The 14,717-nt window shown below is 34.1% G+C and carries 14 protein-coding genes; 13 read left to right on the forward strand and 1 reads right to left on the reverse strand.

Features of this window, described 5'->3' with window-relative positions:
• Positions 1-23: 23 nt before the first annotated feature.
• Positions 24-653 carry a uridine kinase gene (udk, locus tag HDR40_RS06935; protein ID WP_365936790.1) on the reverse strand — a complete coding sequence of 210 codons (630 nt, stop codon included), beginning with the start codon at positions 651-653 and terminating at the stop codon, positions 24-26.
• A gap of 571 nt (positions 654-1,224) precedes the next feature.
• Between udk and HDR40_RS06940 the strand changes: the two genes are divergently transcribed.
• The 13 genes from HDR40_RS06940 (at position 1,225) to HDR40_RS07000 (ending at position 14,696) form a co-directional block, all read left to right on the forward strand.
• Positions 1,225-2,673, forward strand: a complete 1,449-nt coding sequence (locus tag HDR40_RS06940) for an ABC transporter substrate-binding protein/permease (protein ID WP_290628045.1) — start codon at positions 1,225-1,227, stop codon at positions 2,671-2,673.
• On the forward strand, positions 2,666-3,403 hold the full coding sequence (locus HDR40_RS06945; RefSeq protein ID WP_290627777.1) for an amino acid ABC transporter ATP-binding protein: 738 nt from the start codon (positions 2,666-2,668) through the stop codon (positions 3,401-3,403). Before HDR40_RS06940 ends, HDR40_RS06945 begins: the two co-directional genes overlap by 8 nt.
• A 146-nt stretch (positions 3,404-3,549) precedes the next feature.
• Positions 3,550-4,419 carry a phosphate ABC transporter substrate-binding protein gene (locus HDR40_RS06950; RefSeq protein ID WP_290627779.1) on the forward strand — a complete coding sequence of 290 codons (870 nt, stop codon included), beginning with the start codon at positions 3,550-3,552 and terminating at the stop codon, positions 4,417-4,419.
• A 12-nt stretch (positions 4,420-4,431) separates the two neighbouring features.
• Entirely contained in the window at positions 4,432-5,427 is a 996-nt protein-coding gene (gene pstC / locus HDR40_RS06955; protein WP_290627781.1) for a phosphate ABC transporter permease subunit PstC, read from the forward strand.
• Position 5,428: 1 nt separating this feature from the next.
• On the forward strand, positions 5,429-6,319 hold the full coding sequence (gene pstA, locus HDR40_RS06960; RefSeq protein ID WP_290627783.1) for a phosphate ABC transporter permease PstA: 891 nt from the start codon (positions 5,429-5,431) through the stop codon (positions 6,317-6,319).
• A 12-nt stretch (positions 6,320-6,331) separates the two neighbouring features.
• Complete coding sequence (gene pstB, locus HDR40_RS06965) at positions 6,332-7,132, forward strand: phosphate ABC transporter ATP-binding protein PstB (protein WP_290627785.1); 801 nt, start codon at positions 6,332-6,334, stop codon at positions 7,130-7,132.
• A gap of 12 nt (positions 7,133-7,144) precedes the next feature.
• Positions 7,145-7,900, forward strand: coding sequence for a phosphate ABC transporter ATP-binding protein PstB (gene pstB / locus HDR40_RS06970; RefSeq protein WP_290627787.1), 756 nt, complete (start codon positions 7,145-7,147; stop codon positions 7,898-7,900).
• A gap of 18 nt (positions 7,901-7,918) precedes the next feature.
• Complete coding sequence (gene phoU / locus HDR40_RS06975) at positions 7,919-8,599, forward strand: phosphate signaling complex protein PhoU (RefSeq protein WP_290627789.1); 681 nt, start codon at positions 7,919-7,921, stop codon at positions 8,597-8,599.
• A 169-nt stretch (positions 8,600-8,768) separates the two neighbouring features.
• Positions 8,769-9,701, forward strand: coding sequence for a ribokinase (gene rbsK, locus HDR40_RS06980; RefSeq protein WP_290627791.1), 933 nt, complete (start codon positions 8,769-8,771; stop codon positions 9,699-9,701).
• A complete protein-coding gene (rpiA, locus tag HDR40_RS06985) occupies positions 9,694-10,392 on the forward strand; it encodes a ribose-5-phosphate isomerase RpiA (protein ID WP_290627793.1) in 699 nt (232 codons plus the stop codon). Before rbsK ends, rpiA begins: the two co-directional genes overlap by 8 nt.
• Positions 10,393-10,493: 101 nt before the next feature.
• Positions 10,494-11,417, forward strand: a complete 924-nt coding sequence (locus HDR40_RS06990; RefSeq protein ID WP_290627795.1) for a nucleoside hydrolase — start codon at positions 10,494-10,496, stop codon at positions 11,415-11,417.
• The gene (locus HDR40_RS06995; RefSeq protein WP_290627797.1) at positions 11,417-12,145 is read left to right on the forward strand and encodes a GntR family transcriptional regulator; all 729 of its coding nucleotides are present in this window, start codon (positions 11,417-11,419) and stop codon (positions 12,143-12,145) included. Before HDR40_RS06990 ends, HDR40_RS06995 begins: the two co-directional genes overlap by 1 nt.
• 145 nt (positions 12,146-12,290) lie before the next feature.
• A complete protein-coding gene (locus HDR40_RS07000; protein ID WP_290627799.1) occupies positions 12,291-14,696 on the forward strand; it encodes a phosphoketolase family protein in 2,406 nt (801 codons plus the stop codon).
• Positions 14,697-14,717: the final 21 nt, after the last annotated feature.

A 14,717-nucleotide genomic window follows, 5' to 3' on the forward strand; every position in this document is an offset into this window, starting at 1 on the left:
AACGAGGTCTCTTTTTACTTTTATTAAGCTAAAACTGAACGAATCTTGGTAGTAAGCATATCAATGGCAACATCATTTTCTCCACCTTCTGGCACAATGATATCAGCATAACGCTTAGTAGGTTCGATAAATTGATGATACATTGGTTTAACAGTAGCTAAGTATTGTTTAATTACTGAGTTTACTGAACGACCACGTTCTTCAGTATCACGTTCAAGACGTCTGATAAAACGAATGTCATCATCTGTGTCAACGAATACTTTGATGCTCATCAGGTCGCGTAATTTTTCATCAGAAAGAACTAAAATTCCTTCTAATAAGATAATATCGGCAGGCTCAGTATGAATTGTTTCATCACTACGAGTATGAGCTGTAAAATCATAAACTGGCATTTCTATAGATTGCCGATTCATTAATTGACTTAATTGATTAATCAATAAAGGCATGTCGAAGGCATCAGGGTGATCATAATTAATTTTTTGACGTTCTGACATTGGTAGATGGTCATTATTCTTATAATAAGAATCTTGCGTAACAATCAAAATATGATCATCTTGGTGTAAGGTTTCATAAATTTCATGGGCAATAGTAGTTTTACCACTACCAGAACCACCGGCAATACCAATAATAATGGGACGTTTATTTGTTTGCATTGGGAAGCTCCTTTTTTTAACTATTACCATGATACCCTATTATTTCAATAAAATCGCGTTAATAAAAAATTTTTCTTTAAAAATTTAAAAATAAATACTTATAAATTAGAAGAATCTATAAAATTAGTTTGTTGAGAAGGAAGCTATCCTATCTAGGATAATTATCAGATATGTTGCAAAAGTTACTAAATAATGTTGCAATTTAAAAAATAGTAATGTAACATTAAGCGTAGCTTAAATTTAACTGAACGAAAGGAAGGGGAAATCATGTTCAAATCTTTATTAACTATTGATCAACTACGACGAATCATGGGTTACATGTCATCAGATTTATTTGGTAAAGATTTTGGCATGGTCTCTTCCTGATTCCATTGCTTAAAATTTAAATAATCAAACTTCAGCAACTGAAGCTTTAAATATCTTTTCTAAAAAATCGATGATGTCTAACCCTGAACTCAGTAACATCACCGATTTTTTTGTATTATTATGCATTTTTATTCATGAGAGGAATTTATTAATGGAAAAAGGAAAGCTATTTAAATGCTTGTTAGTAATTATAGCAGTGTTTGCAATGTGTTTTTCAACCGCAGCTCCTAGTTATGCAGCTAGCTCTAGTCAAACAAAGACCACTAAAAAAGTGGCTAGAGGATCTGTTTTAAAGAAAATCAAGGCAAAAAAAGAATTAGTGGTAGGTACTTCTGCAGACTATCCACCCCTTGAATTTACAACAAATATTAATGGTAAAACTAAATATGTTGGGATTGATATCGAATTAGCTAAAGAAATTGCTAAGGGCATGGGAGTAAAGCTTGTAATTAAAAATATGAGTTTTGACTCATTATTGGTTGCTTTGGAAACTGGCAAGATTGATATGGTTATTTCTGCAATGACGCCAACGCCAGAGCGTAAACAAAGTGTTGATTTTTCTAAAATTTATTACAAGCCAAGTGGTGAATATTTCTTAATTAATAAAAAAGATGCTACCAAGTATACAAGTGTGAAGAGCCTTAAAGGAAAAACTGTAGGTGCTCAAACTGGTAGTATTCAATACAGTGAAGTTAAATCACAAATGAAAGGATCAACTGTTAAGGGTTTAGGCAAGCTTAATAACTTGGTTTTAGCCCTCCAAACTGGTAAAGTTTCTGCAGTATTGATGGAAGAATTAACTGCTAAAGCTTATGCAGAAAATAACAAAAGTTTAAAGGCAGTTAAAGCTGACATTAAAGATAATGCTTCTGGAAACGCGATTGCTATTGCTAAAGGTCAATCAGATTTAGTAGCAGCAGTTAATAAAACTGTTGATAAAGTTAAAAAAGAAGATTTAGTTAATAAAAAATACTTGCCAGAAGCTGCTAAATATATGAAGACAGCAAGCAAGACTAATAAGATGAGCCAGTACTGGAGCTATTTTGTTAAGGGTATTTGGTACACTATTGTTATTACTATTTTTTCAGTAGTAATTGGTATCATTTTAGGTGTTATTTTAGCTTTAATGCGTTTATCTAAGAATAAGGTTATTCATTGGATTGCTGTAGCTTACATTGAATTTATTCGTGGTACGCCACAAATGGTACAAATTTTGTTTGTTTATTTTGGAATAGGTTATCTGATTTCTAATCTTTCTGCTATTGTGGCTGGTATTATCGCAATCGGACTTAATTCTGGAGCTTATGTAGCTGAAGATATTCGGTCAGGAATTGATTCTCTTCCTAAAGGGCAGATTGAAGCAGCGCGTTCACTTGGACTTAGTCAAGCTAAGGCATACCGTTATGTAATTATTCCCCAGGCAATTAGAAATATTTGGCCAGCATTAGGTAATGAGTTTATTACGTTATTGAAAGATAGCTCGTTAGTTTCGGTTATTGGGGTTTCTGAATTAATGTATCAAACGCAATTAGTTCAAACATCAACTTATCGTGGTGTGTTGCCATTATTTATTGCTATGATTATTTATTTCATCATGACATTTTCATTAACTAGATTATTGAATTACTTTGAAAGACGGATGAAGAATGACTAAAATACTCGATATACAACACTTAAAGAAAAATTTTGGTAAAAATGAGGTTCTTAAAGATATCTCAGCTAGTGTGAAGAAAGGACAAGTTATTACAATTATTGGCCCCTCTGGTTCTGGGAAAAGTACCTTACTTCGCTGTTTAAATGTGTTAGAACAGCCAACTTCTGGTAAAGTAATTTTTGATGGTAAAGATCTAACGCATATTGATGAAAAAGAACTAGATCAATTACGCGAAAAAATGGGAATGGTATTTCAAAATTTTAATCTTTTCCCAAATATGAACGTAGTTGAAAATGTAAAGTTAGCACCAATGAAGGTTAAAGGAATGAGTGATGGAGAAGCTGAAAAGATAGCTTTAGATTTACTTGAGAAAGTAGGATTAAAGGATCGTGCTACTCAATCACCGGCGAGTCTTTCAGGAGGACAACAACAACGTGTTGCTATTGCAAGAGCATTGGCAATGAAGCCAGAAGTAATGTTGTTTGATGAACCAACGAGTGCTCTTGATCCGGAAATGGTTGGGGAAGTTTTAAAAACTATGCAAGATTTAGCAGATTCTGGGATGACAATGGTCATTGTTACTCATGAAATGGGATTTGCTAAAGAAGTTTCTGATGTTGTCTGGTTTATGGCTGACGGGTATCTTCAAGAAACTGGAACTCCTGAGGAAATTTTTGATAATCCACAATCCAATCGGGCTAAAGATTTTTTATCTAAGGTTCTTAAATAGAAGTTATACTAATCTTATATTTCATTTATCACAAAAAAGAGATTTAAAAATCTCTTTTTTGTTTGTTCGCCTCAGGGTATTGTTGGAGGCGGTTTATATGATAGAATAAAAATGATTATTTTTATAAATTTATCTTGGAGAATCAAATGACTAAACAAAGATTACGCAAATTTATTATTTTCTTTGTTTCAATCTTAATGGCTTTTGTCATAACGGGATGTGCGAGAAATAATGATAAGAAGATAACCATTGTCGGTTCAAGTGCGATGCAACTTTTAGCAGAACAGGCCGGTAACGATTACCGCTTAACTCACACGGATAGTAACATCGTTGTTCAAGGTGGTGGATCTGGTACAGGATTAAGCCAAGTTCAAGCTGGAGCTGTTGAAATTGGAACTTCTGATGTTTTTGCAGAAACTCAAAAGGGAATCAGTGCACATAAATTAACAGATTATAAAATTGCTGTGGTCGGAATTGTACCAATTGTTAATAAAAACGTTGGAGTCAAAAATTTAACCACCCAACAATTAAAAGATATTTTTACTGGTAAAATTAAAAATTGGAAAGAAGTTGGCGGTAAAGATTTAGCAATTACAGTAATTAATCGTTCTAAAGGTAGTGGTACACGTTCTACTTTTGAAAGTATTGTCTTAAAAGGAGCTACTCCAATTAAGGCTCAAGAGCAAGATTCTAATGGTACTGTAAGAAAGATTGTAAGTTCAACACCAGGAACAATATCTTATATTTCCTTCCCATATGCTAGTGACAAAAATATTCAAAAATTAAGTTTAAATGGTGTTGCACCAACTAATGCAAATGTTACTACTAATAAGTGGCAACTTTGGTCTTATGAACACATGTATGTTCAAAAAGATGCACCAAAGTATGTTAAAGATTTCATCAAATATATGCTTTCTTCTAAAGTTCAAAAAGATTTAGTACCAAAGTTAGGCTATATCAGTATTGATGATATGAAAATTGTCAGAGATAGTGACAATAAGGTAGTAAAAGAATAGGATAGCTTTTAAATGAATAATAAAAAAGATTTAAAGCAAGTGGTAAATCAAGCTTTAGCAGAGCAAAAAGTACCACATGTTAAGCTGAAGAAAATAGGAGCTGATAAGGTCGATGTTGATAAGCTGACCAAACCTTCTAAGGAAACCCATCAAGAATATTGGGGTAAAGGTTTAACTTATGCAGCAATTATCCTAATCATTATATTGGTAGTTTCTATTATTGGTTTTATTGCTGTACATGGTTTAGCGACATTTTTCCAAGATCATGTTAATGTTCTTCACTTTTTGACTTCAACAGATTGGAATCCAGGTGATGGTAAGAATCATGTTGGGGCCGCTGCAATGATTGTAACCTCCTTTGCTGTAACTATTCTAGCAGCTTTAGTAGCAACTCCGTTTGCTATTGCAGTTGCTTTATTCATGACTGAATATTCAAGTAAAAAAGGTGGACGCTTCCTCCAATCAGTTATGGAGTTATTAGTGGGTATTCCTTCAGTTGTTTATGGTTTTTTAGGATTAACAATTATTGTACCTTTTATTAGAAATATCTTTGGTGGTACTGGTTTTGGTATTTTAGCAGCTACTTTAGTTTTGTTTGTGATGGTTTTACCAACTATAACTTCATTAACTGTTGATAGTTTAAAGGCTGTACCTAACCATTATCGTAAAGCTTCTGCAGCTTTAGGTGCTACTCATTGGCAAACTATTTATAAAGTGGTTTTACGTGTGGCTGCTCCTAGAATTATGACAGCAGTCATCTTTGGTATGGCAAGAGCTTTTGGGGAAGCGTTAGCTGTACAAATGGTCATTGGTAATGCAGTACTTATGCCATATAATTTAGTCAGTCCATCAGCAACTTTGACAAGTCAATTAACGAGCCAAATGGGAAATACAGTTATGGGTACTTTACCTAATAATGCTTTGTGGTCACTTGCATTATTGTTACTGATTATGGCATTATTCTTTAACTTCTTAGTCCGCTTGATTGGTAAGAAAGGACAGAAATAATATGAATGCAAAAGCAAAAGACAAAGTAGCTACTGCGGTTATTTATGCTTTAGTGAGCATTGTTGTGGTTATTCTTGTTGGAATTGTTGGCAATATTTTAGTTTCAGGTGTACCGCACTTATCATGGCATTTTTTGACATCGGAAGCTTCTTCTTATCAAGCCGGTGGAGGGGTAAGAGATCAACTTTTTAACTCATTGTATTTGTTAGTTTTAACTATGATTATATCTTTACCAATTGCATTAGGTGCCGCAATTTATTTGGCAGAATATGCAAAAGATAATTGGTTTACTAACCTAATTAGAACTACAATTGAAATATTAAGTTCATTACCATCCATTGTTGTGGGTTTATTCGGATATTTACTATTTGTTGTTCAATTTGGCTTTGGCTTTTCTATTATTTCAGGTGCCTTAGCTTTAACTTTTTTTAATTTACCAACTTTAACAAGTAATATTGAACAAGCAATCAAAGGTGTACCACAAGCTCAACATGATGCTGGCTTGGCCCTGGGCCTTTCTAATTGGAAGACTATTCGAGGAATTGTACTTCCTGCAGCACTTCCAGGAATTTTAACAGGAATAATTCTAAGCGCTGGACGAATTTTTGGTGAAGCAGCTGCTCTAATTTATACAGCAGGTCAAAGTGGTTCGACAATTGATTATAGTAATTGGAATCCATTGAGTCCGACTAGTTTTTTGAATGTGATGCGTCCAGCAGAAACTTTAGCTGTTCATATTTGGAAAGTTAATACTGAAGGTATTATTCCTGATGCTGATATAGTTTCAGCTGCAACTTCGGCTTTGTTGATTATTGTAGTAATTTTATTCAATTTAGGTGCTCGTGCTTTAGGTAATCACTTATACCGTAAGTTAACTGCAGCTAAATCTTAAGGAGAATTTTTGATGCAAGATGTAAGTGAAGCAAAAACCCATATTAAAACATTTGATCCTGATGATGAAATTCTTTCTACAAAAGATTTGAGCGTTTTTTATGGTGGAACAATTCAAAAGTTATTTAATGCGAGTCTCCAATTTAAAAAAAATTCAATTACTGCCTTAATAGGTGGGTCTGGTTCAGGTAAGTCTACTTTTCTACGTTCAATTAATCGTATGAATGACAAAGTTGCTAAAGTAACTGGAGAAATTTGGTACCACGGCTTGGATATTAATAAAAACAATATTAATGTTTATGAGTTAAGAAAGAATATTGGAATGGTTTTTCAAAAACCTAATCCATTTCCAAAATCAATTAGAGAAAATATTGTTTATGCCTTAAAAGCTAATGGTGAAAAGGATAAAAAAGAGCTTGATAAAATTGTTGAAGAGAGTTTGCGTGCTGCAGCTCTCTGGGATGAAGTAAAGGATGATTTGGATAAAAGTGCCTTGGCACTGTCAGGTGGTCAGCAACAAAGATTATGTATAGCAAGGGCTTTAGCTCTTAAGCCAGAAGTAATTTTGTTAGATGAGCCAGCAAGTGCTTTGGATCCAGTATCAACATCTAAGCTTGAAGATACGCTAAAGCAGTTGCGCAGTGATTATACAATGATTATGGTTACACACAATATGCAGCAGGCTTCGCGTATCAGCGATTATACTGCGTTCTTTCATTTAGGCCATGTGCTTGAATATGATAAAACAGAAAATATTTTTACTAACCCACAAGGTAAAATTACAGAAGATTATATTCGTGGTAGTTTTGGATAGGGGGATCCTCTGTTGACAAATATTATGACCGCTAACGATGTTCATTTAAGTTATGGACCCGTTGAAGCTTTACACGGTATTAGTATGGATTTTCAAGAAAAAGAGTTGACAGCTCTTTTAGGACCATCTGGTTGTGGTAAATCCACATTTTTACGTTGTTTGAACCGCATGAATGATGATATTGATAACATCAAAATTACTGGGATAATTACTTTTGAAGATGAAGATATCTACAGTCCTAAAATGGATTTAGTTAAGTTGAGAAAAGAAGTTGGGATGGTTTTTCAACAGCCCACACCATTTCCTTTTTCTATTTATAATAATATTGCTTATGGTTTGCGTTTGGCTGGTATAAAAGATAAGGAATTGATTGATCAACGAGTTGAGGAAAGCTTAAAGCAAGCTGCAATTTGGAATGAAGTAAAAGACGATTTAAATAAAAATGCTCAAGCACTTTCGGGTGGCCAGCAGCAAAGAATTTGTATTGCACGTGCTTTAGCAGTTCATCCCAAAGTGGTGTTACTGGATGAACCTACTAGTGCTCTTGATCCAATTTCTAGTTCAGAAATTGAAGAAACCCTTTTGCATCTTAAGCATGAATTTACTTTTATTATGGTTACACATAATTTGCAGCAAGCAAGTAGAATTTCAGATAAAACAGCTTTTTTGATGAATGGTAACTTGATTGAATATGGATCAACAGAAGAAATGTTTATGAATCCTAAAAAACAAATAACTAGTGATTATCTTAATGGACGGTTCGGATAATAAAAGGAGAATTTTAAAATGCATGAAGTCTTTCTTGATGAATTAAAAAAATTAAACACGCGTTTTATGAATTTAGGTATCGATGTGAGTGAACAAATTGATGAAGCAACGCAGGCTTACATTGACCATGATAAAAAATTAGCCCAAGAATTAGTTTCAGATGATAAAAAGTTCTCTAATACCGCTTTAAAAGTAGAAAAACGTACTTTAAAATTAATGGCCTTACAGCAGCCAGTAGCTACTGATTTTAGAACTGTGATTAGCATTTTAGAAGCAACTAGTGATCTTGAACGTATTGGTGAAAATTCAATGTCGATTGCGTGGGAAACTATTCGAGTAAAAGGAAATCGTCGTATTCCTGAAGTTGAAGAAATAATTACAAGTATGTCTAAAAAGGTTAACTTTATGCTTGACCAAATTTTGAAGGCTTATGTTCAAGATGATGAAAAACTAGCTCGTGACGTGGCTAAGAAAGATGATGAAGTGGACGCCGATTTTGTTAAAGCAAAAACTGCTGCAATTGAAGGTGTTCAAAAAGATCCAGAGGCAGCAGTTGCTTCTGCAAGTTACTTTATGATTATCCGTTTGCTTGAGAGAATCGGTGATCATATTGTTAATTTAGCCCAATGGGTAGTTTATAAAACTAGTGGTGAGTTAGTAGACTTAAATAATACTCGTCGTAATTTTGATTTTGAATAAAAACATAAGCTTAATTTTGAATTTTGGTTGTTGAATGTAAGAAGCTTTTAACTGTTTACTTAGTTGTGAATAAAATTTTTGTTAATAATTATGCAAAGCATCCATTTAGTGGGTGCTTTTTTGATATAATGAACTTGTTTAATGAAAACGCTATAGAGAGGTATTAATTATGAATAAAATTACTATTGTTGGCTCTATTAATGTTGACAGTATTTTACATATTAAAAATTTACCCCACCCTGGTGAAACAATTGCTATGTCTAAGTTTTCAAAAGCTGCTGGTGGTAAGGGAGCAAACCAAGCGGTAGCTGGTGCGCGTGCGGGTAGTAAAGTAGTATTTGTTGGCCGCGTTGGTGATGATGATCATGGGCGTTTTATGCTTAAAGAATTTAAAGATAATAATATTGATACGACTTATGTGACTGTAACTCCAAATCAACAAACTGGTCAGGCTTATATTTTGCTTCAAGAAAGTGGTCAAAATTCAATTATTATTCAACATGGGGCTAACTTTGATGTAACGGCAGATGATGTTAGAAATGCTAAAGATGAAATTGCCTCCAGTGATTTTGTGGTAGCACAGTTTGAAACTCCAGTAGAAGCAACTATTGAAGCTTTTAAAATTGCTCGTGCCGCTGGTAAAAAAACTGTTTTGAATCCTGCCCCAGCAATGAAAGAAATTCCAGAAAAATTATTAGAATTAACTGATTTAATTACTCCTAATGAAACCGAAAGTCAGGGAATTACTGGCATTGAAATAACTGATGAAGAATCAATGAAGAAGAGCGCTGATTACTTCCACAATCTTGGTGTAAAAGGTGTAATTATTACTATTGGTTCACATGGATCTTATGTTTCAATGGGTGAGTTAAATGAAATTGTTCCAGCATTTAAAGTGGAAGCAATTGATACCACTGCAGCAGGTGATACTTTCCTTGGTGCTCTAACTAGTGAATTAAACAGTGATTTGAGCAATTTAAGAGATAGCGTAGTTTATGCTTCTAAGTCCTCGTCATTCACTGTCCAAAAGCTGGGTGCCTTTCCATCAATTCCTAAGCGTAGTGTTGTAGAAGAATCATTAAAGGGTCAAAATAATGGATAAGAAACAACAAGATCAATTAAAAAGAGAAGCTGCAACCCAAGCAGCAATGATGGTTGAACCAAATTCAATCTTAGGGGTTGGTACTGGGTCAACAGTAGCATTTTTTATTGATGCATTAGGTAAAAGAAAAAGTGAAGAAAATTTTTCTTTAAAGTATATTGTAACTACATCAAACCGTAGCAAACAACAGCTTGAAAGTTTGGGATTTAAAGTTGATGAATTAGCTGACGTTGATGAAGTAGATTTAACGGTTGATGGTGCTGACCGTGTTGATGATCATTTAGATGGTATCAAAGGTGGCGGAGGTGCATTAACTTTAGAAAAAAACGTTGCTATTAATTCTAAAAAGATTATTTGGATAGTTGATGAAAGTAAGTTAGTTAATCGCCTTGGTAACTTTCCATTACCCGTTGAAGTTTTACCAATTTCTTGTGAACAAAATTTCAAAAAATTCCAAGAACAAGGTCTAAAACCAAAGTTTAGACTTGATAGTAATGGTAAACGTTATGTAACTCATTATGGTAATTATATTATTGATTTATATGTTGATCCTGTGCCAATTCCGGAGGGCTTAGCTGACTATCTTGATCATACTGTTGGTGTGGTTGAACATGGTTTGTTTTTAAATATGTGTGATGAAGTGATTATTGCTCATAGTAATGGTACGATTGAAGATAAAAAACGTAAATAAATAATAAAAAGACTTGGGAAATTCTTTCAAGTCTTTTTTTGTTGTAAAAGATAGTTCATAATAAAATTAAACGTTTATGTGAAGAAAGGAAATATAATTTTATGTCAAAGAAGCCCGTAATTTTTAGTACCGATCCAGGCATTGATGATGTAGCTGCAATGACTATTAGCTTATTCGATAAGGAAATCGATTTAAGAATGATTGTTGCAACCTGGGGTAATGTTGGATTAGAGTATACTTTAAAAAATACTTTAGGTCTTGAAACTTTTTTACATACTAAAGTTCCTGTAGTAAAGGGAGCTAATCAACCATTAGTGCGTCCTGCTATTAGTGCTGCAAGTGTGCACGGCAAAACAGGTATTGCAGGCTTTGAATTTTCAGAAATTGATGAAAGCTTGCTTAAACCTGGTTTGGCAGCAACTTTAATGCATGAAGAAATTCAAAATAGTAAAGAAAAAATGATTTTAATGGGAGTAGGTCCATTAACAGATTTTGCTTTATTATTTAAGCAGTATCCAGAAGATTTAGAAAAAATTGAGAAGGTTATTATCATGGGTGGAAATATCGGTCATGGTAATCACAGTCCTTTTGCAGAATACAATATTGCTGGAGATCCAGAAGCTGCTCAAGTAGTTTTTCAATCCGGACTTCCAATTCAAGTAGCCCCTCTTGAAATTGGTAATCAAGCTCACATGACTGCTGATCAAATGAAAAGAATCAAAGCATGTGGGGAAGTGGGTAACATGCTCTACAGTATGTTTTCTAATATCCATGAAACTGATGGTAGTGATCAAATTAAAATTTATGATCCAACTGCTGTGGGTATTTTGGTACGTCCAGAGTTATATACCTTTAAGCCCGCATATGTAGAAATTGAATTAGCTGGTAAATTTACTGCGGGTGCTAGTGCAATGGACTTTTTAAGTGATCAGCCAAATGCAGAGATTGCAACGGAAGTCGACACTACTAAGTTTGCAGATTGGTTCATTGAAGCAATTAAGGCAGCTGATAAAGGAAGAAAGTAATGGCAGATTTAGTTTATCGGGTAGTAATGCACGATATTAAGAAGAAGATTTTAAATAATGAATATCCCGAGATGCGTTTACCTGATGAACGTAGTTTAAGTGAACAATATCAAGTAAGTCGTTCCTCAATGAAACGTGCGTTGGGTTTGCTTGCTCAACAGGGAATTATTTTTAAAAAACGTGGAAGTGGTACCTTTATTAATCCTTTGTACTTAAAAAATCAGTCTTTGTTTAAGTATGAGGGTTCTAATTTGGGAATTACAGATTCGTTTAAGATGCCAGGCAAAAAACAGAGCATTGAATTACTTGATTATCAGGTAGTTAAGGCTGATGAAGAATTAAAACAAGATTTATTTTTGAAAGATTCTGATTTTGTTTATAAAATTAAACGGTTGCGTTTACTAGACGATCAACCATTTTTGATTGAAACAGGATATATTCCAATTAAGATTGCTCCAGAACTTAATCCAAATATTTTGAAGAGTTCTCTTTTTAATTATTTAGAAGATGCTCAAGGTAAGACTGTTACAAGATCATTTTTAACAATTACAGTTGAGCCTTCTACTTTGGATGATCAATCAAAATTAGTTTTAGCACCTAATGAACCTGTAGGGATTATGTCAGGAATCTTTTTCTTGGATGATGGAACGCCATTTGAAGTTTCAAATATGAGAATTCATTATAAATATATGAAATACAATACTTTTGTAAATTTGAGTCAAGAGTAAGGAAAACAAGCATACAGTAAAGGGTATGCTTGTTTTTTTATCTTATTGCCAAAAATTGGAACGGTCCAATAATTTAAATGGTTGAATTTGTACTCCGTCTGCTTTAAAATTATAGATAACAAGATTAATTCGAGGAGAAAAAATTATGGCAGTAAATTACGATACTAAAGATTACTTAAAGAGTGTTGACGCTTACTGGCGCGCTGCAAATTACTTATCTGTTGGTCAGTTATTCTTGATGAACAATCCACTTTTAAAGCGTGAATTAAAATCTGAAGATGTTAAGCCTAAGCCAATTGGTCACTGGGGCACAATTGTACCGCAGAATTTCATTTATGCTCACTTAAATCGTGCAATTAAAAAGTATGATTTGAATATGTTCTATATTGAAGGTTCGGGTCATGGTGGTCAAGTGATGGTTTCTAACTCCTATCTTGATGGCTCTTATACTGAAAGATATCCAGAAATTACTCAAGATGAAAAAGGAATGGCTAAGCTATTTAAGCAATTTAGTTTCCCAGGTGGTGTAGCAAGTCACGCTGCCCCTGAAACTCCAGGTTCAATTCATGAAGGTGGAGAATTGGGTTACTCACTTTCTCATGGTGTCGGTGCAATTTTAGATAATCCTGATGTAATTGCTGCTGTTGAAATTGGTGATGGTGAATCAGAAACAGGTCCATTGGCTGCCAGTTGGTTCTCAAGTAAATTTATCAATCCAATTAAAGATGGTGCCGTTATTCCTATTTTACAAATTAACGGTTACAAAATTTCTAACCCAACTATCGTTTCAAGAATGAGTGATGACGAATTAACTAAGTATTTTGAAGGTATGGGTTGGAAGCCTTACTTTGTGTCTGCCTATGCTGGTGGAGAATTTGATGGTTATAAGGACCATATGGAAGTACACGAAGAAATGGCAAAGACTATGGATAAGGTTGTTGAAGATATCAAGGCTATCCAAAAAAATGCTCGTGAAAATAATGATAGTTCTCAAGTACAATGGCCAATGATTGTCTTCAGAGTACCTAAGGGTTGGACTGGTCCTAAATTTGATTTAGATGGTAATCCAATTGAAAATAGCTTCCGTGCTCACCAAATTCCAATTCCAGTTGCTCAAGATGATATGACTCATAAAGAAATGCTTACTGATTGGATGGAAAGTTATAAACCTGAAGAATTATTTAATGAAGATGGTTCACCAACAGAAATTGTATTAGAAAATACTCTTGATGGTGATCAAAGAATGGCAATGAATCCTGTAACTAATGGCGGTATTGATCCAAAGAGTTTAGATATGCCAGAATACAGAGACTTTGCAATTAAGTTCGATAAGCCAGGTTCAGTTGAAAAGCAAGATATGGCTGAATGGGCTAAATACTTAGATAAGATGGCTGAACTAAATCCAAATAACTTCCGTGGTTTTGGTCCAGATGAATCTAAGTCAAATCGTTTGTTTAAATTACTTGATGGTCAAAAACGTCAATGGATGGAAAGTATCCATACTCCAAATGATGAAAACTTGAATCATGAAGGACGATTGATTGATTCACAATTATCTGAACATCAAGATGAAGGATGGCTTGAAGGATATGTCTTAACTGGTCGTCATGGCTTCTTTGCTACTTATGAAGCATTTGGTCGTGTAGTTGATTCAATGCTTACTCAACATATGAAATGGTTGCGTAAGGCTAAGGAACAAACTTGGCGTCATGATTATCCATCATTGAATTTAGTAGATACTTCTACTGTTTTCCAACAAGATCATAATGGTTATACGCACCAAGATCCAGGTATGCTTACCCACCTATATGAAAAGAATCGTCCAGATTTGATTCATGAATACTTACCAGCTGATACTAATTCGTTATTGGCAGTCTCTGATAAGGCATTTAGAGATCGTGAATGTATTAATGTGTTGGTAACTTCTAAGCAACCTCGTCCACAATGGTTCTCAATTGAAGAAGCTAAGAAATTAGTTGATAAAGGTTTAGGTTATATTGACTGGGCTTCAACTGACCAAGGTGATAAGCCAGATGTTATCTTTGCCTCCACTGGTACTGAACCAACTATTGAATCATTAGCTGCAATTGATTTACTTCATAAGAAGTTTCCGGAGTTAAAGATTCGCTACATTAATGTCATTGATGTAATGAAGTTAATGAGCCCAGAAAAGAATCCAAATGCTATCAGTGATAAAGAGTTCAACAGACTCTTTCCTAAGGATACTCCAGTTATCTTTGCATGGCATGGCTTTAAACCAATGATGGAATCCATTTGGTTTGATAGAGGTCGTGGTAAAGATGATGTCCATATTCATGGCTATGAAGAAAATGGTGATATCACTACTCCATTTGATATGCGTGTACTTAACCACATGGATAGATTTAACCTAGCTAAGGATGTGGTTCAATCTGTACCATCATTAGCAGAAAAGAATATGGACTTCATTAGTGAAATGGATGACTTGCTTGCAAAGCATCACCAATATATTCGTGATAATGGTAAGGATATTCCTGAAGTTACCGAATGGAAATGGGAAGGTTTAAAGTAAGTTTTTAAAATAACAAATTCA

The sequence above is a fragment of the Lactobacillus sp. genome (assembly GCF_014803895.1).

Excerpts from the sequence above, each read along its gene's own strand:
- rbsK (WP_290627791.1), top strand. The coding sequence starts at position 8,769 with ATGAATAAAATTACTATTGTTGGCTCTATTAATGTTGACAGTATTTTA.
- rpiA (WP_290627793.1), top strand. The coding sequence starts at position 9,694 with ATGGATAAGAAACAACAAGATCAATTAAAAAGAGAAGCTGCAACCCAA.
- pstB (WP_290627785.1), top strand. The coding sequence starts at position 6,332 with ATGCAAGATGTAAGTGAAGCAAAAACCCATATTAAAACATTTGATCCT.
- HDR40_RS06995 (WP_290627797.1), top strand. The coding sequence starts at position 11,417 with ATGGCAGATTTAGTTTATCGGGTAGTAATGCACGATATTAAGAAGAAG.
- pstC (WP_290627781.1), top strand. The coding sequence starts at position 4,432 with ATGAATAATAAAAAAGATTTAAAGCAAGTGGTAAATCAAGCTTTAGCA.
- HDR40_RS06945 (WP_290627777.1), top strand. The coding sequence starts at position 2,666 with ATGACTAAAATACTCGATATACAACACTTAAAGAAAAATTTTGGTAAA.
- HDR40_RS07000 (WP_290627799.1), top strand. The coding sequence starts at position 12,291 with ATGGCAGTAAATTACGATACTAAAGATTACTTAAAGAGTGTTGACGCT.
- pstA (WP_290627783.1), top strand. The coding sequence starts at position 5,429 with ATGAATGCAAAAGCAAAAGACAAAGTAGCTACTGCGGTTATTTATGCT.
- phoU (WP_290627789.1), top strand. The coding sequence starts at position 7,919 with ATGCATGAAGTCTTTCTTGATGAATTAAAAAAATTAAACACGCGTTTT.
- HDR40_RS06950 (WP_290627779.1), top strand. The coding sequence starts at position 3,550 with ATGACTAAACAAAGATTACGCAAATTTATTATTTTCTTTGTTTCAATC.
- udk (WP_365936790.1), bottom strand. The coding sequence starts at position 653 with ATGCAAACAAATAAACGTCCCATTATTATTGGTATTGCCGGTGGTTCT.
- HDR40_RS06940 (WP_290628045.1), top strand. The coding sequence starts at position 1,225 with ATGTGTTTTTCAACCGCAGCTCCTAGTTATGCAGCTAGCTCTAGTCAA.
- HDR40_RS06990 (WP_290627795.1), top strand. The coding sequence starts at position 10,494 with ATGTCAAAGAAGCCCGTAATTTTTAGTACCGATCCAGGCATTGATGAT.